General features: G+C 34.1%; 19 protein-coding genes. 3 read left to right on the forward strand and 16 right to left on the reverse strand.

The genetic code is table 11. The annotated features are described in order from the left end of the window. Window positions 1-25 precede the first annotated feature (25 nt). From MKS83_RS07100 to MKS83_RS07170, 15 genes are all read right to left on the reverse strand, one after another. Complete coding sequence (locus MKS83_RS07100; protein WP_240582568.1) at window positions 26-826, reverse strand: patatin-like phospholipase family protein; 801 nt, start codon at window positions 824-826, stop codon at window positions 26-28. Window positions 827-951: 125 nt separating this feature from the next. Next, the gene (gene lpdA, locus MKS83_RS07105) at window positions 952-2,340 is read right to left on the reverse strand and encodes a dihydrolipoyl dehydrogenase (RefSeq protein ID WP_240582569.1); all 1,389 of its coding nucleotides are present in this window, start codon (window positions 2,338-2,340) and stop codon (window positions 952-954) included. A gap of 228 nt (window positions 2,341-2,568) precedes the next feature. After that, a complete protein-coding gene (locus MKS83_RS07110) occupies window positions 2,569-2,829 on the reverse strand; it encodes a hypothetical protein (RefSeq protein ID WP_100376192.1) in 261 nt (86 codons plus the stop codon). A 111-nt stretch (window positions 2,830-2,940) separates the two neighbouring features. Next, entirely contained in the window at window positions 2,941-5,604 is a 2,664-nt protein-coding gene (locus tag MKS83_RS07115) for a glycoside hydrolase family 3 N-terminal domain-containing protein (protein ID WP_240582570.1), read from the reverse strand. 243 nt (window positions 5,605-5,847) lie between these two features. Next, window positions 5,848-7,290, reverse strand: coding sequence for an alpha-L-fucosidase (locus MKS83_RS07120; RefSeq protein ID WP_240582571.1), 1,443 nt, complete (start codon window positions 7,288-7,290; stop codon window positions 5,848-5,850). 337 nt (window positions 7,291-7,627) lie between these two features. After that, a complete protein-coding gene (locus MKS83_RS07125) occupies window positions 7,628-8,521 on the reverse strand; it encodes a TIGR01777 family oxidoreductase (protein WP_240582572.1) in 894 nt (297 codons plus the stop codon). A gap of 120 nt (window positions 8,522-8,641) precedes the next feature. Next, on the reverse strand, window positions 8,642-9,367 hold the full coding sequence (locus tag MKS83_RS07130; RefSeq protein WP_240582573.1) for a YqjF family protein: 726 nt from the start codon (window positions 9,365-9,367) through the stop codon (window positions 8,642-8,644). Window positions 9,368-9,461: 94 nt separating this feature from the next. Continuing rightward, complete coding sequence (locus tag MKS83_RS07135; protein ID WP_240582574.1) at window positions 9,462-10,274, reverse strand: DUF393 domain-containing protein; 813 nt, start codon at window positions 10,272-10,274, stop codon at window positions 9,462-9,464. A gap of 369 nt (window positions 10,275-10,643) precedes the next feature. Then, window positions 10,644-11,027 (reverse strand): hypothetical protein, encoded by a 384-nt coding sequence (locus tag MKS83_RS07140; protein ID WP_240582575.1) that lies wholly within the window; start codon window positions 11,025-11,027, stop codon window positions 10,644-10,646. Window positions 11,028-11,107: 80 nt separating this feature from the next. Further along, complete coding sequence (locus MKS83_RS07145) at window positions 11,108-11,512, reverse strand: hypothetical protein (RefSeq protein WP_240582576.1); 405 nt, start codon at window positions 11,510-11,512, stop codon at window positions 11,108-11,110. Between the two features lie 7 nt (window positions 11,513-11,519). After that, window positions 11,520-11,864: a hypothetical protein gene (locus MKS83_RS07150; protein WP_240582577.1), complete on the reverse strand. Its 345-nt coding sequence runs from the start codon at window positions 11,862-11,864 to the stop codon at window positions 11,520-11,522. Between the two features lie 51 nt (window positions 11,865-11,915). After that, window positions 11,916-12,296 carry a hypothetical protein gene (locus tag MKS83_RS07155; RefSeq protein WP_240582578.1) on the reverse strand — a complete coding sequence of 127 codons (381 nt, stop codon included), beginning with the start codon at window positions 12,294-12,296 and terminating at the stop codon, window positions 11,916-11,918. Between the two features lie 79 nt (window positions 12,297-12,375). Next, complete coding sequence (locus MKS83_RS07160) at window positions 12,376-12,876, reverse strand: GbsR/MarR family transcriptional regulator (RefSeq protein WP_240582579.1); 501 nt, start codon at window positions 12,874-12,876, stop codon at window positions 12,376-12,378. A 116-nt stretch (window positions 12,877-12,992) separates the two neighbouring features. Beyond that, window positions 12,993-15,506 carry a vWA domain-containing protein gene (locus MKS83_RS07165; protein ID WP_240582580.1) on the reverse strand — a complete coding sequence of 838 codons (2,514 nt, stop codon included), beginning with the start codon at window positions 15,504-15,506 and terminating at the stop codon, window positions 12,993-12,995. 12 nt (window positions 15,507-15,518) lie between these two features. Next, window positions 15,519-16,037, reverse strand: a complete 519-nt coding sequence (locus MKS83_RS07170; RefSeq protein WP_240582581.1) for an RNA polymerase sigma factor — start codon at window positions 16,035-16,037, stop codon at window positions 15,519-15,521. 250 nt (window positions 16,038-16,287) lie between these two features. On the opposite strand from MKS83_RS07170, the gene MKS83_RS07175 reads away from it, so the two are divergent. The 3 genes from MKS83_RS07175 (at window position 16,288) to MKS83_RS07185 (ending at window position 19,897) form a co-directional block, all read left to right on the forward strand. Next, window positions 16,288-18,204 carry a T9SS type A sorting domain-containing protein gene (locus tag MKS83_RS07175; protein ID WP_240582582.1) on the forward strand — a complete coding sequence of 639 codons (1,917 nt, stop codon included), beginning with the start codon at window positions 16,288-16,290 and terminating at the stop codon, window positions 18,202-18,204. A 197-nt stretch (window positions 18,205-18,401) separates the two neighbouring features. After that, window positions 18,402-19,604 (forward strand): aminopeptidase C, encoded by a 1,203-nt coding sequence (locus tag MKS83_RS07180; protein WP_240582583.1) that lies wholly within the window; start codon window positions 18,402-18,404, stop codon window positions 19,602-19,604. Between the two features lie 131 nt (window positions 19,605-19,735). Beyond that, entirely contained in the window at window positions 19,736-19,897 is a 162-nt protein-coding gene (locus MKS83_RS07185; RefSeq protein ID WP_240582584.1) for a bacteriocin-like protein, read from the forward strand. 184 nt (window positions 19,898-20,081) lie between these two features. On the opposite strand, the gene MKS83_RS07190 is transcribed toward MKS83_RS07185, so the two are convergent. Continuing rightward, window positions 20,082-21,143: an NADH:flavin oxidoreductase gene (locus MKS83_RS07190; protein WP_240582585.1), complete on the reverse strand. Its 1,062-nt coding sequence runs from the start codon at window positions 21,141-21,143 to the stop codon at window positions 20,082-20,084. Between the last annotated feature and the right edge of the window lie 53 nt (window positions 21,144-21,196).

Genomic DNA, 21,196 nt, shown 5'->3' on the forward strand with positions numbered 1-21,196 from the left:
CACATAAACAGTGAGAGTTTTATTTTTATGTACCTGCTGGTTTTATTTTCAAATAAAAATTACTTTCATCAAAACTTTCTTTGGCTGCATTATATCCTATATTGAAAATCTGCTCAAGGCGGTCTTTTTTTCTTTCAAAGGTTCCGAAACTGGATAATTTTTGAGAGGAAATGAACCAGTCACAATACTCGAATTTTACTTTTTCAATTCTGTAAGAAAGAAGATCATAAGAACGTGAAACTATAGCTTTTATCGACTTCAAATCATTGATTTTAATATCATGAGGCGGAGAGACAAAAACCCCGATCAGCTTATCACAGTCATCCCGAATAATATCAGCAGGAAAGTTATTAAGGACTCCCCCATCACAAAACATTTCTTCCTCCAAAATATAGGGTGTCGTAATTCCCGGAATAGAACAGGACGCTATAATGGCATCGGTAACCAGGAAATCATCATCAAAGATCTTTTCAGTTCCGGAAACCAGCTCGGTAGCCACAATCTTAACCTGTTTCTCTAAATCCCCGATTTTCATATCCTGAAAAATAGGTTTCAGATAATTGTTAAAAATAACAGAAGAAACCAGCCCCGGCTGATTGAACGTAAAATGTTTCCAGTTAAAGAAATAAACCGACTGAAAAAAATCAAGGATTTCTTCCGGTGTTTTCCCTACTGCATAAAGGCATCCCACAATAGAACCTGCGCTACAACATGCCAAAATATCTACATCAATATTTTTTTCAAGCAAAAATTTTAAAACTCCTGCATGAGCAATACCTTTGGTACCACCACCCGATAAAACCAATCCTGTTTTTTCAAAGTTCATTGAATAAATTTAAGAAAACATCGTTACACAATGTATTTAATAATCTAAATATTTTGTTAATTTTTCGGAAAATAAAAAAACCACAGAAAATCTGTGGTTTTAATATTTAAAATAATAACCTCAGATTAAATGTGGATCACTTCTCCGTAAGCAGCGGCAGCAGCCTCCATAATAGCTTCAGAAACTGTCGGGTGCGGGTGAATAGACTTGATGATCTCATGCCCTGTAGTTTCTAATTTTCTAGCCACAACAGCCTCAGCAACCATATCTGTAACTCCTTCTCCGATCATGTGGCAACCTAACCACTCACCGTATTTAGCATCGAAAATAACTTTGATGAAACCATCCGTATTTCCGTTCGCCGTAGCTTTTCCACTTGCAGAAAGAGGGAATTTACCCACTTTGATTTCATATCCTTTTTCTTTAGCCTGCTTTTCAGTAAGACCAACAGAAGCCACTTCAGGATGACAGTACGTACATCCAGGAATATTGCCGTAGTCGATTTTCTCAACGTGCATTCCTTTGATTTTCTCAACACAAGTAATCCCTTCAGCAGAAGCAACGTGTGCTAAAGCCTGAGTCGGGATGATATCTCCGATTGCATAGTATCCTGGAACTGAAGTTTCGTACCATTCGTTGACCAAAACTCTTCCTTTATCTGTCTGGATTCCCACTTCCTCAAGACCGATGTTCTCGATATTTGCAGCAATACCCACAGCAGATAATAAGATGTCTGCCTCAAGAACGATATTTCCTTTAGCAGTTTTTACAGTAGCTTTCACTCCTTCTCCGCTTGTATCAACGCTTTCTACAGAAGCATTCGTCATGATTTCGATGCCTGATTTTTTCAAAGATTTCTCTAAGTGTTTAGAGATTTCCTCATCCTCTACAGGAACGATGTTTGGCATAAATTCAACAACAGTCACTTTTGTACCCATTGTGTTATAGAAATCAGCAAATTCCACTCCGATAGCTCCGGAACCTACAACGATCATAGATTTTGGCTGCTCAGGAAGAGATAATGCCTGTCTGTATCCGATTACTTTTTTACCGTCTTGTGGCAAGTTAGGTAATTCTCTTGAACGGGCTCCCGTTGCGATAATGATGTGAGTACCTGTATATTCGGTTACTTTTCCGTCTTTATCCGTAACAGAGACTTTTTTACCTTTCTGTACTTTAGCCGTTCCTAAAATAACATCGATTTTATTTTTTTTCATCAGGAATTCAATCCCTTTGCTCATTTTGTTGGCAACACCACGGCTTCTCTGAATTACGTTCGGAAATTCAAAACTTCCTTCCACTTTGTTCAAACCATAATCTTCAGCATGGTTAATATAATGAAAAACCTGAGCCGACTTCAACAAAGCTTTAGTTGGAATACATCCCCAGTTAAGGCAAATTCCCCCTAAACTCTCTTTCTCGATAATTGCAGTTTTGAAACCCAATTGCGCCGCTCTAATTGCAGTAACATATCCACCAGGACCACTTCCGATGACAATAATATCGTAATTCATTAGTTTAAAATTTTTATGCGAATTTAAGGAAAAATATTGGATGAAGCACGTTTCTGAAAATTCGTGAAGCGATGCATAGTAAATGTTGTTTCTTTTAATTTAAACTAAAAAAGAGAACACAAAAGCATTCTCTTTTTAATAAATTTTATTTTACTTTAAAAATTTCATAAAATCGAATCTACAACAATAAGTTTCTTCAATTTTAATATTTTTGAAAATTATTTGATATTACATCTTTTTAAGTAATCGTTTCTGTTCCTGATATTTTTGATTTAAAGCTTTTAGCTGATCCCTTTTCATTTGCTTGGTTGCCAATGGATGGTTCAAAATTGCCTTTTTTTCCTGATTATATCTCTTATCAAGTTCTTTCGATTTTATAGCGATCAGCTCGCTTTTCGAAGGATGCGGTGGTACAGGCGGATGTTGTTGTGCAAACGCACTTGTTGATAAACCTATCAATAAAATCGTTGATATAAAAAACTTTTTCATGACATTTACTTTTTATGAATGCTTTTAATTAAATAACAATCTTCAATTAAATTCATTCGAATTCAAAGTAAATATTACATATATCGTACCACAATTATTTTTGCTAATAATTTATTCAACATCAACATTTTGTTTTAGAGGCAGGTTCTTAGATGAATTTCCAACAAAAACCCTGTATGTTCCCTTTTCAATACCCCAGTTCATTGTTGAATCTAAAAACTGTAGTTCCTTCACAGGAACTTCAATTGAAATTTGTTTTGATTCTCCCGGCTTTAACTCTACTTTTTTAAATCCTTTCAACTCAATGATCGGTCTTGAAACCGAAGCTAACAAATCTTTGACATACAGCTGAACAACTTCACTTCCTGCTTTTGAGCCTGTATTTTTCACATTGACTTTTGCGATGATTGTATCATTTTCAGCAAATTTTGATTGATTTAACTCTAAATCAGAAATTTCAAAAGTCGTATAACTTAATCCAAAACCAAAAGGATATAAAGGTTCACCACTTAAATCGTAGTAATCATTTCCTCTTCCAGTCGGATGATGATTGTACGTCAAAGGCAGTTGTCCTTCTTCAATAGGAAAAGTGACCGGCAATTTTCCCGAAGGATTTTCTGCACCGAAAAGCACTTTTGCAACGGCATTTCCACCCTCTTCTCCTGGATACCAAATGTCTAAAATCGCACCGACTTTATCTTTCCAGTCCGTAGTTTTTATTGCTGAACCACCAACTAAAACTACCGTTGTCGGCTTATTTAGTTTTGAGACTTCATGAATAAATTTTTCCTGATTTCCCGGAAGACTCAACGAGGAACGATCCTGAAATTCTCCCTCATGAATCCCGGCTGTAACGATGATGTAATCCGCATGTTGAGCGAGTTTTAATGCTTCATCAAAATCTTTCTGATAGTCGTTTAAACCATAATTCCAGATCAGTTCGATATTGGCTTCTCCCCTGTTTTCGTGGAATTCCACAACGATGTCATATTTTTGACCTTTAATGAAATCAATATCGACAGTTTTGGTCGAATAACTCAGCTTTTCCCAATTATCAATTACCAATTTTCCGTTTAAATATAATCTAAATCCGTCATTTCCTCTCAAACCTAATTGATATTTTTCAGAATTAGGAGCTTCCAGTTTTCCTGTCCAACGAATGCTGTAATTGTCGGGTTGCAGTTTATCCGGATTTGGAGAGTATAATGTCCATTTGAAATTTAATTGTTCGTCCTGTTTTTCAAACGCCGGATTTCCTTTTAAATCAACATTGGAAAAGTAATTTCCTTTCAATCCTTTTTGATTTTCTGAAGATAAAAACTCACTGGGAATCGTAACAAAATTCTTTACATCCCAATCTATTCCTTTTGAATAAGTGATTTCAATATTTTTATTTTTAACGTAATTTTTAATTCCATCTAAAATACTCACTTTCTTATTTCCCGGTCCTGAATAACCGCCCAATCTGGCATCGACAGCATCGGTTCCAACTACTAAAATCTTTTTATATTTTTCTGAAACCGGAAGCGTATGATTACTATTCTGAAGTAAAACAAAAGATTCGATAGCCGTTTTTTCCGCCAAAGGTTTATTGAAGATTTTCTTTAATTCATCAATATCTTTGCTTGAAACATAGGGATTTTCAAATAAACCGAGCTCAAATTTTGCTCTCAAAACTCTTGCTACTGCATCATCAATTCTCTCCTTCGAAATCCTTCCATCCAAAAACGGCGGAATAAATAATTTATAATGCTGATATTCGGTCTGGAAAATCACATCGAGACCAGCATTGATCGCCTGTGCGGAAGCATCATCATAATCTCTTGCCGTAAAATGCAGAACGTTTGCTCCACCAACCGCACTTGCATCGCTGATGATAAATCCTTTAAAATTCCATTCTTTTTTTAGTTTTTCAGTCAATAACCAATGATTTGCCGTTGAAGGTCTTCCATTCAACAAATTATAAGAAGTCATCACCGAACGGCTTTTCCCTTGTTGAAAGGCTTTTTGAAAAGGAATCAGATGCGTTTCTTCCAAATATCTTTTGCTCCAATGGATTGGATAAGAATCTCTCCCGCCTTCACCAACATTTGCTAAAAAATGTTTCGGAGTTGTAATAATTCCCTGATTTTCAAAAGAACTGACAAAATTCACGCCCATCACGGAAGTTAAAAACGGATCTTCGCCGTACGTCTCCTCCGTTCTTCCCCATCGGACATCACTCGCCAGATTCACAACCGGAGTCAAAACCTGACGGATTCCTCTCAATTTTGATTCTTTGGCAATCGCTGTGGAAACTTCTTTCATCAGCTCAGGATTGAATGTCGCCGATAAACCGATCGCCTGTGGAAAAGCAGTCGCGCCTTCACGCATCAATCCATGTAAAGCCTCATCAAAAGGGATAATCGGAATTCCCAATCGGGATTCTTCCACGAAATATTTCTGAATAGCGTTTATTTTTTTTGCTAATCTTTCCGCATCTTCATTCGCATTGTACTTCAACAATTGTCCTGCAACTCCACCTCCTTGATTTCCCGCACTTACCTGCAACCCGAAAATTCCGTGAGCATATTGCCCTTTCGGGACGTTATCCAAATCTCCGGGAATCATGAAGCATTGCCAGAATTTTTCTTCTGGGGTCATTCGCTTCAGCAAATCCTGAACTCTGGCTTCAATTGGTTGTTTAGGGTCTTTGTATAAAGGTTTTTGAGCTGAAATAATTACAGAACTAAATATTAAAATTGATATGGTTTTAAAACGGAATTTAGAGCACATAAAATAATTTGATTTAATTATTGTTCTTTTGTCTTGAAACAAAAGAACCAAAAGTTCAAGACTTGGAACTCTCCGCTAAAAATAAAATCTGTTCACTAAAAATTCTAAAACTCGCGCGAATTTGATGTTTGTCTTTCAATTCAACATTCGTCTCGCGCTCAAACAGTAGAATTTTCTTAACGTTCACAGAGTTATTTTCTTAACGCTTCGATTTCCTAGGTCGTTTTTAAAGACTGTTTATAGTTATTGTGTAATTTGAATTACGGTTGAATATTTTAACTGACTTCTTTCTTTTGGTAAATTAATTTCAATTGAATTTCCTGATTTTTTCCATTGAATTTTATTGGATAATCCTAAAACTTTCAAAGATTTTGGCTTAAAATTATCAGGAATTGCAAAACTTAATGTTGATGGAGATTCATAATTTGTTTTTTCATCTAAATGAAAAATATTCACCGTTTTTCCGTCTTTGCTTTGGGTGTAGTAAAAATTCCCATCGTGATAAGGTGCAACACTTCTCGTCGCAAAAACTGCTGACTGGTTTTTATCCATCCAGCCTGAAATTTCCTTTAATCTTTCATAAACAACAGCATCATATTCTCCGTTGGGTCCCGGAGCAATATTCATAAGATAATTTCCACCTCTTGAAATAATTTTCACCAATGTTTCAATGATTTTTTGAGAGGATTTGTAATTGTCATTCGGAACATACGAAAATGAATCACCCATTGTGATGCAGCTTTCCCACGGAATTGAAAGTGCTTTTTCAGGAACGGCCTGTTCTGGAGTGACATAGTTTTCCCATTTTCCGGGAACCGTGCGGTCTACAATGATAATTCCGGGTTGATTTTTTCGAGCCATCATTCCGATTTTATCCATATCGATATCCTGCTCAACTTTAATAGTTCGCTGCCATTCAACATTTGGATCAATCGTTTTGAAGGGACGAACCCAGCCTCCATCTAACCAAAGAATATTGATTTTACCATAGTTTGAAGTGATTTCATTTAACTGATTGAATGTAAAATTCTTGAAACTGTTCCATCTTTCAGGGTATTTCTTCGGATCATAGTTTACATTTCGGTCTTTTGGAGGAAAATAGGACCACCAATAATCGTCGGAATGCCAATCGGGTTTTGAGAAATAAGCACCAATTTTAAAACCCTCTTTTCGGAATGTATTGAAAATTTCTTTTGTTACATCGGCTTTTGGATTTTTGGAAAAGGGTGTTTTTATAGAAGTTATTTTATAATCAGACTGTTTCGTGTCAAACATAGCAAAACCATCGTGATGTTTTGTTGTGAACACCACATATCTCATTCCCGCCTTTTTTACTGCATTTGCCCATTTCTGAGGATTGAACTGAGTCGGATTAAAAGTCGTCTGAAGATTTTCATAATTTTTTACATATTCGTAGTACGATTTTCCGTATTCCGGTTTTCTCTGCGTCCACGATTCATCTTCCGGACAAATGCTCCAACTTTCCACAATTCCCCACTGGCTGTAGGTTCCCCAATGCATAAACAATCCGAATTTAAGATCCTGCCAGTTTTCAAGGTTTTGAACGACCAACGGATCTGTCGGTTTTTGGTAACCTTCCGAAACATTATGAGCCTGTGAAAAAAGTGTGGCCGATGTAAATAATGATGAAAGAAAAAAGGTTTTAGCTTTTGGTTTGATGAACATTAAGATTAGTTTTTGCTAAATTAATGTTTACTGTTTAGTTTTACCACAAAAGGAACAAAAGTTTTCTCTATGTTATTTTAAAATTTAAATTTTTGCTTTTGAAAAGTTCAAAAAAGGTTTGAAAAGATAAAATAGATAATTCTGCACAAATCTTAAACACATAGTCACATCAGTTTATAATTTACTACTTTTAAATATTTTAGAACACATAAGTTTGAAAATCAAAGATTTTCTGTTGAGTTCAATACTATTCTTTACAATTGATCATAAAAAATCTGTGAAATCTGCAGGAGATTTTTATACATTATCACTAATTACTCTGTTAGTTTTATGTTAATTAAACTAAACTTCGAAAAGCCTTTTCAATCGTAGAAAATTGAAACTGAAAATCATTTTGAATCAGTTTTTCAGGATAAACATTTCTGCTTTTTAGTATTAATTCTGTTTCGGTTTTTAAGAATATAGATGCGATTTCCAACTGCCAAACAGGAGCATTCAATCCAAACGGAATTTTTATTTCTTTTCTTAATTTTCTCATGAATTCTTTGTTGGATAAAGGATTTGGAGCTGTAATATTGATTTCTCCCACAATATTTTCATTATTGATAATATATTCGATAGCTCTGCAGAAGTCATCAATGTGAATCCAGCTTACATTCTGATTTCCTCTTCCCTGTTTTCCGCCTAAACCTAGTTTTGTGATCGTTTTCAGCTTTGGAAAAGCGCCTCCGTTATTTCCCAAAACGATGGAAGTCCGCAAAGCTACTTTTCGCACATTTTCTGTTTTTACTTTAAAAAATTCTTTTTCCCAACTTTTACAGATGTTCATAGAAAAATCGTCGCCGATAATTCCGTTCTCTTCTGTGTTTAAATGAGTTTCTGAATGAATATAAATGGTTGCCGAACTTGCATTTAGCCAAACTTTAGGTTTATTGATACATTGATCAATTGCTTGTTGAAGAACTTTTGTGCTTTCAATTCTTGAATCGTAAATTTCTTTTTTGTTCTTTTCTGTATATCGGCAATCAACAGATTTTCCGGTGAGATTGATTAAAACGTCAGAATTTTCAAGTAGATTTTTCCATCCACCTGACGTTTTTGCACTCCAGAAGATTTCATTTTCACGTTTTGGATTTCGGGTTAAAATATAAATCTGATGTCCCTTTTCTGAAAAATATTTTTCAAGATTTTTTCCGAGGAAGCCGGTTCCTGCGGCTATGATTATTTTCATTTTGGATTGATGGTATTTAGTTGATGGTTTATCTTTATGTGAGATGCTTCGACAAGCTCAGCATGACATCGCTAATACTAATACTAATACTAATACTAATACTAACTGTTTTGAAACTTTTTACTTGATTCTTTTTACTTGGCTCTTGATATACGTCTTCGTTTTCACTTCAATTTCAGAACCTTCTGCGAGCATAACGGAGATAGGTTTTTGATGATTTAAACATTCAAAATCATTTCCGTAGACTTTTTGAAAATCTATTTCAAGCTGATGATTTTTGACTACATAATACTCCCATTTTGGATGACAGACTTCGTATTCTGAAGTTTTATTTTCTTTTTTCGTGAAACCGTAATAATGCTCGGTAATAAATTCAAATTCAGAATTGGTTTCCATTTTCAAAGGCTGATTTTCAGCAGTGATTTCTATGGAATTCCATGTTTTATCTTTCCATGAATATTTTATTAACAATTCCTGATCTTTCTGATGCATTTTATTTTTCATTGGCTTCGTTATATAATTTTCTTTATAAACCGAATTAGCAACAAAACTCAAAGCCGGTTTCGGAACAATTTCTTTGATAAAGACGACTCCTCTTTTCCAGTGATTTTCTTCTTTTTTCTTTACATAAAATCTCAGATTCACTTCTTCAAAATTTCTGTGAAAAGGAATGGGAAGTCCGAGTAATTTGGTATTTAAAAACATAAATCCTACGACACTTACATAACATTTTCCCTGGTAAAAATCGAGTTCTGTTCCTTTGGGAAGATATTTTTCTAAAATCTTGGGATCGATTTCATAGTTGATGATCGCTAGTTTTCGCCATTCGGCTTTTAGGAAGTTCATTGTGTTTGGTTTTAGTTGATTGTTGTCGGTTGTTAGCTTTTAATGTTTGAGATGCTTCGACAGGCTTAGTATAACATTGCTAATACGAACTGTTTTATTGATTTAATAGGATTAAAATGATTATCGTTGTCATTCTGAAAATCATCCACGAGAGTGTCGGAAAAGAGTTTAATTTTAAAATTCTACATCTTATTATGTGTTCGAGAAACATTATGAATACTATAATTCCGAAATAAATCACTGAGAAAACCTGATTTAGATTTAAAAATAATGCGGGAATTAAGAGTAAAGTCCCTATCAAAGAAACAGTCATCATATTTCCCAGATAATTCCAGGTTTTATCTTTTAAATAAGATGTTAAAAATACAGTCTGCCAAACGACTTGTCCAACACAAATTGTAAGTTCTCTCCAAAAGTTCAGCCTTAAACCTAATCCTAATTTTACTGAAAATAAACTTAAAATATATCCTGAAATAATTACAACAAAAGCCATGTAAGCAATTCTGTATTTCAAGTTAAAATCAGGAACACAAGCTTCTTCTGTATTATCTTTTTTTGAAGGAATAATTTGTTTTCTGTTGTAAGAAACAAAAGAATACAGCTTTTTGAAAAACCAATACAGAGGTTTTATTCTGGCAATCTTTTCTAATGACGGAAATGAATTTCCGATAATTAATAATAAACTATCCAAACCATAAATCACTTTATTTTTTTCATGATCAACTAAAGCGATCTCGTTTCTTGCACGATTAAAATCGATCAGATTTTTATTTTTTAAACTCAGTTCTGTAAAGGCTTCTCTTCCGTTATCATCCAACATTTCGGATTTTATAAAACCTTTTGAATAGATGTTGCACATCGGACATTCGCTGTCGTAGATGAGCGTGTGATTTTTGAGGGTTTTCATTGTGTTTGTTTTTAAAATTTATAGAGCTTATAACAATCAAAAGTGTAGAGAAGTGCTAAAATCGGACTGTAGAAGAAACCAAAAAATGGAATTGCTATGAATAAATTAGAAAGCTCATAAGAATATGATCCAAAAAGCAAATATAAAATCAGAGAAATCCAAACTGGTATAATAAAAAATCCATAAATAAAAAAATTAAAGATTTTTTTACATCAAAGAAGAGCTTAATTATATAACTGACAATTTGCGGAATTCCCACTAAAAAGTAAAATGATAAACCTCTAATATAAGATTCGTCTATAAAAACTGAAACAATTCCTGTTATTAAAAATAAAATCTGAATGTAAAAGTCATATTTTATGAAAGTTTTCATGGTTTTTGTTTTTGAGATTTATAAAAACTGTGACAATCTATGAGATAGAGAACCGCCAATATTGGGCTATAAAAAAAAGAAATTATAGGGATTACAATAAAAACTCCAGCTGCAGTATCAATATTTCCAAAAATAGCCAGTAAAATCAATGATGGAAAAATAGGCAAGATTAAATAGCCATATATTTTAAAAATCAATGATTTTTTATAATTGTAAGAACATCTTATCAAATAGCTTACAAGCTGTGAAATTCCTATTCCAAAATAAAAAAGCCAAATAATTTTTTCATTTCCTGCCAATAATGCAATTATAACTGTAATCGAAATAACAACAAAAATTGTTAACTGAAAGTAAAAATCGTTTTTAGCAAAAGTTTTCATGGCCATTAATTCTTTAAAAGTTCAAAAAATCTCCTCTTGTTCTTTTATTCCGTATTTTGAAAGTGAAATACATCCAGATTTTAAATATCAGCATTTTCATTTTTGATGATTTTATCTTTATTCATAGCGTGTTTACGGCCTTTTAGGAAAAGTAACAGATTCAACAGCATAATTATTCCAAGGTAAATAGAGAATCCGCCAATTTTCTTACTCAAAGCAACGACTAATCTTTCTACTGTTTCAATCTGAAAAAATTCAATTATGCATAGGGCAAAACCAATGTTTAAAAGATAAAAACCGATTTTGAACAGTGAATTTGTTGCCATCGCAATATCTTCTTTTTGGTGGAAAATATCGATCATGAAAGTTTTAGAATTTTTAAACAAGAATTGAGATACACAAATCGTCAAGATAATGACAATAGGTAAATAGATCATGTAGGCAGAAAAATTATAGGTTGCTGTGGTTAAAATTGTTGCATTCATAGTAGTATTATTTTATAGTTAAATTTTTTCTTAAAAAGTAAAGGGTAAAAATGTTTATAAAGTGTAAGAAGCAAAGGATTAAAGTGATATATCCTATTTTGATGGCGGTAACTGTAAAAACCTGCTCCAAAGAATTCACCTTATCCCAGTTGCTAAGATTAATTGAAATATAACCGAGATTGATCAGGTAATAACATCCCAGCAGTATTCTGTTGATTGTCAAACAAAGGTTTGCATCGTGAATGAGATAATCCAAATAATACTTTCCTGCATTGTAACATCTTCTCCCCACATCAATCGTGATGTACGAACTGACGGAAAGAAAAAGTATATATGAAATTATATTGAACATTTTAAAAATATTATATTTTCAATAATTTATGAAATATAGATTCAAAAAAATTTATTCTGCTATCTTATTTTGTTTCATCGTTTTAATAAGACAAAAACCATAAACCAAATAATAGACGTTAAAAAGCATTCCTCCAATTCCCATAAAATATATCGCAAATTCTGTGTGGGAATCAACTGTTAAAGAAGTTATGCAATATAAAATGAGAAAAAACAAAATAACCCCAAAGAAATAATAGCGATGAAATTTACTTGGAACGAGAGAAATTCTCAATAAAAAACCCAGCAAATTTGAAACGCCAATAAAGAAAAGTGCAATAAAAAATTCTGTTCCTTCAGTTTTTTGAACATAATCAAAAATAACATATGCAAGGCTTATGAAGGTTAATAGAGACTGAAATACCACTTCCGTTTTTAAAATATTTAGTTTCATTTTTAAAGTTTTTAATATTATAATATTTTCAATATTTTTTGAAAGTTAATTTGAAATAAAAAAGGATTTGAAGTCCTTTCTATTTTAATAAATTAGTAATTTTTCCAACCAGCCAGTGATCATCACTCTTTATGGCAAGATCCATGATATTGAATACTTTTCCCGTCACGTTTTCCATTTCCTCCATTAAAGCGGAAAATCTTTGAGCTTCTTCGGTATTTTCATCTATATTTTTTAATTCGGAAATTGAACTTAAAACAGGTTCGATTTCTCTTTTCTTACGTTCTTTCACCAACTGTTTAAAAAGATACCACATATCTCTTTCGGCAAAAAAATATTCTTTTCGGTCACCTTTCATCAATTCTTTTCTTACCAATCCCCAATCCATAAGATTTCTTAGATTCATATTGGCATTTCCTCTTGAAATTGCAAGCATTTCCATCACCTCATCTGTAGAAAGCGGTTTTCCTTCAGCCAAAAGCAAAGCATGAACCTGTGCCATCGTACGGTTGATTCCCCAATTGGTTGCCAAAGTTCCCCAAGTCTGAATATATTTTTCTTTAGCTTCTGAAAGTTGCATTTGTATTACTTTTAATTTCTTATACAAATATAATTATAATTTTTGAATTTTCAATAATTTTTGAAAATTAAATTTTAAATAAAAAAAAGACATCCTTTCGAATGCCTGTTTTATTATCATTGTTGTGTTTTATAACTTTCCACCAATCTGATAAACTCTGCTCTGTAACCTTCATCATCTTTACCTCTTCCTTTTTTTGCAAGACTTTCTACTTGTTTCAGATCTTTATTTTGTATCAATTTTGAATTTCTTAAAATCAAACCGAACCATGCTACAGAAGAAGCAAATTTAAAATCGTCACTCGCTCCGGAAATAGAAACATCAGATTTTTTTACCACCTGGGTGATTTCAGTACTTTTGTCACCATCCGGCTTTTTATATCTGAATTTTACGGTTGCCAGTTCATCTCCAAAGTTTGGTCTCGAAGTTTGATTGCTATATTTAAGCTCAGTTTCTTTAGGGAGAAAATCAGACGATACATCATTCGGGATGATTTCGTATAAAGCCGTTACCGTATGTCCACTTCCCAATTCTCCTGCATCTATAACGTCGTTGGTAAAATCTTCATTTCTCAGCTTTCTGTTTTCATACCCAATCAATCGGTAAGATTTTACATATTGCGGATTAAATTCAATCTGTATTTTTACATCTTTGGCTATTGCGTACATACTTCCTGCAAACTCTTTTGCGAGAAATTTATTCGCTTCCTGCATATTGTCAATATAGGCGTAATTCCCATTACCTTTGTCTGCTAAAGTTTCCATACGGTTGTCTTTAAAATTACCCATCCCGAAACCTAAACAGGTAAGAAAAACTCCTGATTTTCTTTTTTCTTCTACCAGAGTTTGAAGATCTTCCGTTGAAGAAGCACCCACATTAAAATCTCCATCTGTTGCAATAATAACACGGTTATTCCCTCCTTTTATGAAATTTTCCTGAGCAAGCTTATAAGCCAGTTCAATTCCTTCTCCTCCCGCAGTACTTCCTCCTGCCTGAAGCTTGTCTAAAGCTCCAATAATCTTATCTTTTTCACCTGCTGAGGTGGGGGAAAGAACCATTCCTGCACTTCCTGCATATACTACAATCCCAACTTTATCTTTAGGTCTTAACTGATCCAGCAAAACTTTAAAAGAAGACTTCAGTAGCGGTAATTTATTGGCTGCATCCATTGAGCCGGAAACATCAATCAGGAATACAAAATTGGACGCAGGAAGCATATCTTCCGGAATATTTTTCCCCTGAAGACCTATCTTTAGCAATTTATGTTTAGGATTCCATGGAGTGTCACTATATTCTGTATTGATGGAAAAAGGCTGATCGTTTTTCGGCTGTGGATAGGAATATTTAAAGTAATTGATCATTTCCTCAATTCTTACTGCATTTTTATCTACCATTTCCCCATTATTAATCATTCTCCTGATATTGGAATAGGCAGCATTATCAACATCTATTGAAAATGTAGAAACCGATTGGTTCTTAGTCAGCTCAAAAGGATTTTCTATAAATGCATCATATTCTTCATCATTTTGCTTTTCAATAAATTTTGCTTTTTTAATGCTGTCCTGAGCTTTTTGAAGTTTTTCGTATGCTTTTCTTTCTTTTCTTGAAAGCTTTTTAGTCGTAATGACAATAACTCCGTTTGACGCTTTGCTTCCATATATTGCTGTTGCGGAAGGACCTCTTAATACATTGACACTTTCAATAGTGTTTGGATTCAGTTTTCCAAATGCTTTAGCATTTGAAACTTTCCCATTAATCATATATAAAGGTTGTGTGTTTCCATTTAAACTAGCTATACCTCTGATAGTAACTTGTGAGTTTGCTCCAGGTTGCTCGATTCCTGAATTTATATTTAATCCTGAAACATTTCCTTGAAGAATATTTATGACACTAGCACTAGGAAGAATATCTTGCTTCAAAGAGTTTACTGTCTTATTGTTATAGGGCTGATTGTCAAAATATCCTTTATCATTACCTGCAATATAACCTCCAGTAGAAACTTTTGAATCATTATATTGTTTGACTTTATTGGCCGTAATAACAGCTGAACTTACAACAACAGAACTAGATGTATAATCTTTCTTTCGTACTGTTGAATAGCCCGTCACAACTACTTCTTCTATACTTTTTATCAAATTAGTGTCACGCTGTTTTTGGTACTGCTTATTCTCAATGATCCCAGTTTCTATGTTTTTACTTTTTTCATTCGAAGTCTCAAAAAGAGAATTATTATTCGGTTTTGACGATACATCTTCATAAGCTAAAACTTGAGAAGTCTTTTTTGATATATTCTCTCCTTTAACCTTTTTTTCTATATTAGATTTCACCATACTATCAATTGTCTGAATATTTGGGTTTGATGTTGGAGAAACCGTCTTCTGAACAATTGTAGTTTTTTTTATTTCTGAAATATTATTTTTATTAATAAAATAAAATGCGCCTAAACCGATGATTAAACTTGCTGCAATTCCATAAGGAAGCCAAATCGGGATAATTCTTTTTTTATTTTCTTTTGTATCTAATTTTTCTTCAACCTGAGCCCAAACTTTATCAAAACCAGGGAAAGTCGCTGGCTCTTCCGCTTTAGAAGCCTCATTGAATTTTTTATCGATATCGTGATTATTTTCCATTGCTGTAAAGTTTTAAATGTTGTGATTAACCAAGAGTTCCTGAAGCTTTTTTCTGGCGAAATTCAGTTGGGATTTTGATGTTCCTTCACTGATGGAAAGCATGGTTGCAATTTCCTTGTGAGGATACCCTTCAATAGCAAAAAGATTGAAAATTGCTCTGCAGCCTTCCGGGAGGAAATTAAGTAACTTAAGAATATCTTTTTCGAAAGAGATGCTTTCTGCGGGTATATCCGAAGATTCAACTAAGTTTTCATCCAGAGAAATATGAAGCGCTTTCATTGCTCTCAATTTCTGCAAGCATTCATTCACTGCGATTTTTTTTGCCCAGGCTTCGAAAATATCATGGTTTTGCAGTTGATTGAGCTTAGTGAAAATTTTATAAAAAGTATCGGCCAGTACTTCTTCTATATCTTCATCATTTTTCAGGTAACGTCTGCAAACCGAGTAAAGTTTGCCCGCCATATTTTCATAGACTTTCCGCTGTGCGTTGCGGTCATTCCGTTGACATGCTATTAGTAATTCGTGTTCCATAGATTGGCTTTATATTCTAATAGATGCAGAATTTTTGAATCGGGTTGGAAACATGTAAAACTTTTTTTTAAATATAAAGTTCTTTTTTAAGACAGTAATTATCCGTTTACTTAAAAACTGATCTTTTAAGGTATTTTATATTATGAATTCAAAAAATATCGATTTTACTATATTATATTCCAAATACTTCACACAATCATGATTTCAAATACTTTTATTTACTATCTTCGAAAAATATTAGCATTTAACCATGAAAATTATTAATTCAGGAACAAATCAGAAAAAAAACTTTACTCAATTCCCCATCCAAACTCAAAGTAAAAAATGGTGGATGCTCTTTTTAATACTACCTACATTATTTTTCAGTCAAGCCTATCAATGGCAATGGGGAAAACAAGCAGGTGGGCAATCTGGTTCTGCCGATCCAGGGTTTAATTACCAATTTGATGAATCTATCCGGGATATTGTGGTTGATAATAATAACAATACCTATTATCTCGCAAGTGTATGGAATGGAAATCAAAACCTGAACGGTTTATCTGTTCCCAGTTATGGACTTCGTGATCTTATTTTGTTTGCTACAGACTGTCAGGGTAATACATTATGGTCTACCGTCATCGGCGGGTCGGAAGATGGAGAAAATGCCTGGAATATAGAAGTAGATAATAATGGTGGTTTATATGTAATGGCTACTCTTTATAATAACTCCTATAGTGGAGATCCAACTGCTGCTCCCATGCATTTTGATACTACCCACACAATGCCCTTGTATACCTATTATGATCAGACGGTGGAACCTGCACATAAAGCAGGCTATCTGCTCAAATATAAAACTGCTGATGGAACACTAGATTGGAGCAAAGCTTTACAGGGAGACGTCAATTATCTCAGCAGACGTTGTGATGTACAGATGATGTATATGGATTCATCCAAAAATATTCATGCTATTATGGGATTCAGGGCAGGTACTCATTTAAATGGTTTAATTACGGTGCCTTCAACATTTACTACATCTTTTCAATATTATCTGGTTAAATTTAATTACGACAATGGGAATATGACACCTGTAACTCCTTTGTTGCTTCCTCTTACCGGAGGATTAACAGCCGGAGGAACAGATGGGAAAGTGAACCTGCTGTATGATGAAACTTTAAACAGATATTATCTGGCTGGTAAAAGAATGATTGGTAACTATACCAGCAATATGGAAAGCTTCTCGTACAATAATGTCCCGTTTACGAAAAATGCCTATTTGCTTGCATTTAACGGCAGTACCGGAGCGGAGCTATGGAGGAAAGAATTTGATAACAGCTTATCCGGGTTTATGGATGACGAAATTCATTCCGTTATCAAAGCTGCAGGTTCTTCAGATATTTACATTTCAGGGCGTTATTTTTCAGGAACTGTTCCTACAACTTTCGGAAGCTATTCCTTTCCTGTACAAAATTATCAGGGGCAGACTCCTTTTGTGATGAAACTTAATGCTGATGGAGTAGTACAATGGGCAAAAGTTCCGGACGGGCTTACCAGTTTTTCTGCTTACCGTTTCATGAAAGGAAAAATTGCACTTAACGGGAATGAACTGGCATTTGCCAAAGGAAGCTGGAATGAAATTTGGGGAGCTTTTTCAATGACACGTCCCAATTCGGATTTGTCAGATCCTTTGCTGGTGCGTTTTAATAAAGATACAGGAACGGTAATTGGTACTGGTGAAATTCACAGCAACTTTCAGGTTCAGGATGAATTTACAGCCATTGCTGTGGACAAAAACGGGAATTATGTTTTAGGTGGTCTTTTTCATGACCAGCTGTTTACAGAAACCAATGATAATGTCAACACGATGACAGTGAATGTAACGGGAGGAAAGTCCCAGTCTTTTATTACAAAATATTCGAAATCAGCATGCAGCCAGATGTCGGTAGAAGAAACGGCTGCTCAGGCAGGAATACAATTATACCCGAATCCTGTACAAGATGTTCTTCATATTAAAAGTAAAGAATTATTAGTTTCTTACGAGATCTATGGAGCAACCGGGCAATTTATGAAGCAAGGTAACTTCAGCTCGACACAAGAGAGGATAGTTCTCTCCAATCTGCCGACAGGAATATATTACATAAAACTTAAAACCAAGTCTGCGACTGTTACCGAGAAAATCGTAAAAAAATAATGACGTATACATAACCTTATCATAAAGTGCTTTCTCTGGAAGGCACTTTTTTTATTAAAAGACACAAATATTGATGAAATGATGATGAATAAAATTTCCTATAAATAGTAAAAAAATTAAGTATTAATTTAACCTTTCCCTTTGTAACAAATCTGTAATATGAACGACTATTCATATAAATAATCTTTTTTATAGTAATGAAAAATACCAAAATTGTGTCATTACTTTTTGTTTTGTCTGCAGGAAGTATGATGTTTGCTCAGGATGACTTAATCAACAAGTTAAAAAACAACCAATCTCAAAATGCTAATTTCCAGTTCACAACATTGAAAGATGTAGGAGCAACTTCGGTAAAAAATCAGGGTTCTTCAGGAACTTGCTGGAGCTATTCAGGAAACTCTTTCCTTGAATCTGAAATGCAGAGAATGGGGAAAAAACCTGTCGATTTAGCGGAAATCTTCACTGCAAGAAATTCTTATCATGATAAAGCAAAATTATATGTTTTAAATAATGGCGCGATCAGCTGGGGTGACGGAGGAGAATTGCACGACGTTATTAATATGTATAAAAAATACGGAGCAGTTCCACAAGATGTTTACACTGGTTTAAAACAGGGACAAACTTTAAATAACTTCTCTGAAATGCAGGGCAAATTAAAACCCGTTTTAGATAGCTTGGTTCAGGCTGGTTCCAAAGGAAAATTAACCGATAACTGGATGGCTTCTGTTGATGCTATTTTGGATGAATACTTAGGAAAAGTTCCAACCAACTTTACGTATGAAGGAAAATCTTATACTCCGCAAACCTTTGCTAAGGAAGTTGTAGGGATTAATCCTGAAGATTATGTAGAAATTTCTTCTTATAAAGATTATCCTTATTACCAGAAATTTGTAGTTCCGATTCCTGATAACTGGAGCCACGATTCTGACTGGAATGTCCCAATGAAAGATTTAACTGCAATTATTGATAACGCTGTCAACAAAGGATATTCCGTAGGTTGGGCAACTGACGTTTCTGAACCGTATTTCTCTTATAAAAATGGCGTTGCTTATGTTCCGGATATGGATTTGGATCAGATCACCAAAGACAACAAAGGAACTTTATTTACAGAGCCTAAAAAAGACAAAACGATCACTGAAGATATGCGTCAAAAGGCCTTAAATAATCTTTCCACAACGGATGATCACGGGATGCACATTGTAGGATTGGCAAAAGATCAGTCTGGTAAAGAATATTATATGGTGAAGAATTCTTGGGGAGTTACCAATGATTTCGAAGGATATATCTATGTAACAAGACCTTATGTTGAGTACAAATCTACAGCAATTCTTCTTCACAAAGATGCGCTTCCAAAATTTATTAAAAAGCAGTTGAAGCCAACTAAAAATATTGGATTGTAAGAATCACTTTTTGCCTTTTACCGGCAATTTAGATATTTAAATCTGTTAAGACCGTTTTCAAATTGAGAACGGTTTTATTTTTTCAATCAATAGAGAAATATTATATTTGATCTTCATCAAAATTATTGACTATGAAAAATTTAAGAAAATTAGTAAAATCAGACTTAAAAAAGATCAACGGAGGAAATGCTCCGGAATGTCCGGTGGATACAGTTGAATGCTATTATCCGCCTAAAAATGGAAATCCCGGATACTGGAAATGTATTTCAATAACTTTTGGCTGTCCGAATTAAAACTAAAAAAACCGCTTTAGGAATAATCCTGAAGCGGTTTCGTTTAAAAATAATTGATAGGTAAAAATTTAAATATAAAAAAGTGAATTGCTAAAAGTTATTTTATTTTTCCTACGTCAAGCCAGAAAAGTTGTAAAAAATTGAAGGCAAAACAAAATCACGATTTACAATCCACAGTATTTTTTTAATAAAGAGTTGCCATACTTTCAGCTTTGAAATCCAAAAGATCTTCCGTTTTTCCTTCTTTCACTTTTCTCACCCATTCCGGATCCTGTAAAAGCGCTCTTCCTACAGCAACTAAATCGAAGTCACCTCTTTCTAATCTTTTCGTTAATTCAGTTAAATCTGCTTTTCCTGTCCCTTGTCCGGCAAATGCTCCCATAAAATCTCCTTCAAGACCTACAGAACCTACAGTAATTGTCGGCTGACCTGTGATTTTCTTTGCCCAACCTGCAAAATTCAAGTCAGAACCTTCAAATTCAGCTTCCCAGAAACGTCTTTGTGAGCAGTGGAAAATATCAACTCCGGCTTCTTTTAATGGCAACAACCATTCTTCCATTTCTTGCGGAGTATTCGCTAATTTCGTTCCGTAATCCTGCTGTTTCCATTGAGAAAGACGGATGATAATTGTAAAATCCTCTCCTACTGCAGCTCTGATTGCTTTCACCACATCTACAGCAAATTTGCTTCTTTCTTTCAACGTTTTTCCTCCGTATTCATCGGTTCTCGTATTGGTAACTTCCCAGAAAAACTGATCGATTAAATATCCATGTGCTCCGTGAATCTCAACAACATCAAAACCGAGGTCTTTCGCAAATTTTGCAGAAGCCGCAAACTGTGCAATCGTATCCTGAATATCCTCCAACGTCATTGTAGAAGCTTTTTCCATATCTATCAAAGGATAATCTTCAGACATTCTCGTGTCTCCGACATGCCAGATCTGAGGTCCCATTTTTCCACCATTTTCATGAACGGCATCAATTACGTTTTTCCATCCTTTTAATGCTTCAGTTCCGTAAAAATCAGGAATATTCTGCATATTTTTTGATCCCGGTCTGTTGATTACAGTTCCTTCCGAAAGAATCAATCCAACTTCTGAAGCCGCTCTTCTTGCATAATAATCTGCAATTTGCTGAGTCGGAACTCCATTATCAGATTGAGCTCTCGTCATCGGAGCCATTACGATTCTATTTTTTAGTTCTAAATTCTTGTATTGAAAAGGTTTAAATAATGATTCTGTACTCATTTTTAAATATGTTTTTATAATTGTTACACAAAGTAACTAATAATAGTTCACTT

This window comes from Chryseobacterium sp. Y16C (assembly GCF_022488405.1).
Classification (GTDB): domain Bacteria; phylum Bacteroidota; class Bacteroidia; order Flavobacteriales; family Weeksellaceae; genus Chryseobacterium; species Chryseobacterium geocarposphaerae.

Bases quoted from the DNA above. Each gene is read 5' to 3' on its own strand.
- MKS83_RS07180 (WP_240582583.1), top strand. From the start codon at position 18,402: ATGAAAAATACCAAAATTGTGTCATTACTTTTTGTTTTGTCTGCAGGA.
- MKS83_RS07160 (WP_240582579.1), bottom strand. From the start codon at position 12,876: ATGCAACTTTCAGAAGCTAAAGAAAAATATATTCAGACTTGGGGAACT.
- MKS83_RS07100 (WP_240582568.1), bottom strand. From the start codon at position 826: ATGAACTTTGAAAAAACAGGATTGGTTTTATCGGGTGGTGGTACCAAA.
- MKS83_RS07115 (WP_240582570.1), bottom strand. From the start codon at position 5,604: ATGTGCTCTAAATTCCGTTTTAAAACCATATCAATTTTAATATTTAGT.
- MKS83_RS07175 (WP_240582582.1), top strand. From the start codon at position 16,288: ATGAAAATTATTAATTCAGGAACAAATCAGAAAAAAAACTTTACTCAA.
- MKS83_RS07145 (WP_240582576.1), bottom strand. From the start codon at position 11,512: ATGAATGCAACAATTTTAACCACAGCAACCTATAATTTTTCTGCCTAC.
- MKS83_RS07125 (WP_240582572.1), bottom strand. From the start codon at position 8,521: ATGAAAATAATCATAGCCGCAGGAACCGGCTTCCTCGGAAAAAATCTT.
- MKS83_RS07140 (WP_240582575.1), bottom strand. From the start codon at position 11,027: ATGAAAACTTTTGCTAAAAACGATTTTTACTTTCAGTTAACAATTTTT.
- MKS83_RS07155 (WP_240582578.1), bottom strand. From the start codon at position 12,296: ATGAAACTAAATATTTTAAAAACGGAAGTGGTATTTCAGTCTCTATTA.
- MKS83_RS07110 (WP_100376192.1), bottom strand. From the start codon at position 2,829: ATGAAAAAGTTTTTTATATCAACGATTTTATTGATAGGTTTATCAACA.
- MKS83_RS07170 (WP_240582581.1), bottom strand. From the start codon at position 16,037: ATGGAACACGAATTACTAATAGCATGTCAACGGAATGACCGCAACGCA.
- lpdA (WP_240582569.1), bottom strand. From the start codon at position 2,340: ATGAATTACGATATTATTGTCATCGGAAGTGGTCCTGGTGGATATGTT.
- MKS83_RS07190 (WP_240582585.1), bottom strand. From the start codon at position 21,143: ATGAGTACAGAATCATTATTTAAACCTTTTCAATACAAGAATTTAGAA.
- MKS83_RS07165 (WP_240582580.1), bottom strand. From the start codon at position 15,506: ATGGAAAATAATCACGATATCGATAAAAAATTCAATGAGGCTTCTAAA.
- MKS83_RS07130 (WP_240582573.1), bottom strand. From the start codon at position 9,367: ATGAACTTCCTAAAAGCCGAATGGCGAAAACTAGCGATCATCAACTAT.
- MKS83_RS07185 (WP_240582584.1), top strand. From the start codon at position 19,736: ATGAAAAATTTAAGAAAATTAGTAAAATCAGACTTAAAAAAGATCAAC.
- MKS83_RS07150 (WP_240582577.1), bottom strand. From the start codon at position 11,864: ATGTTCAATATAATTTCATATATACTTTTTCTTTCCGTCAGTTCGTAC.
- MKS83_RS07120 (WP_240582571.1), bottom strand. From the start codon at position 7,290: ATGTTCATCAAACCAAAAGCTAAAACCTTTTTTCTTTCATCATTATTT.
- MKS83_RS07135 (WP_240582574.1), bottom strand. From the start codon at position 10,274: ATGAAAACCCTCAAAAATCACACGCTCATCTACGACAGCGAATGTCCG.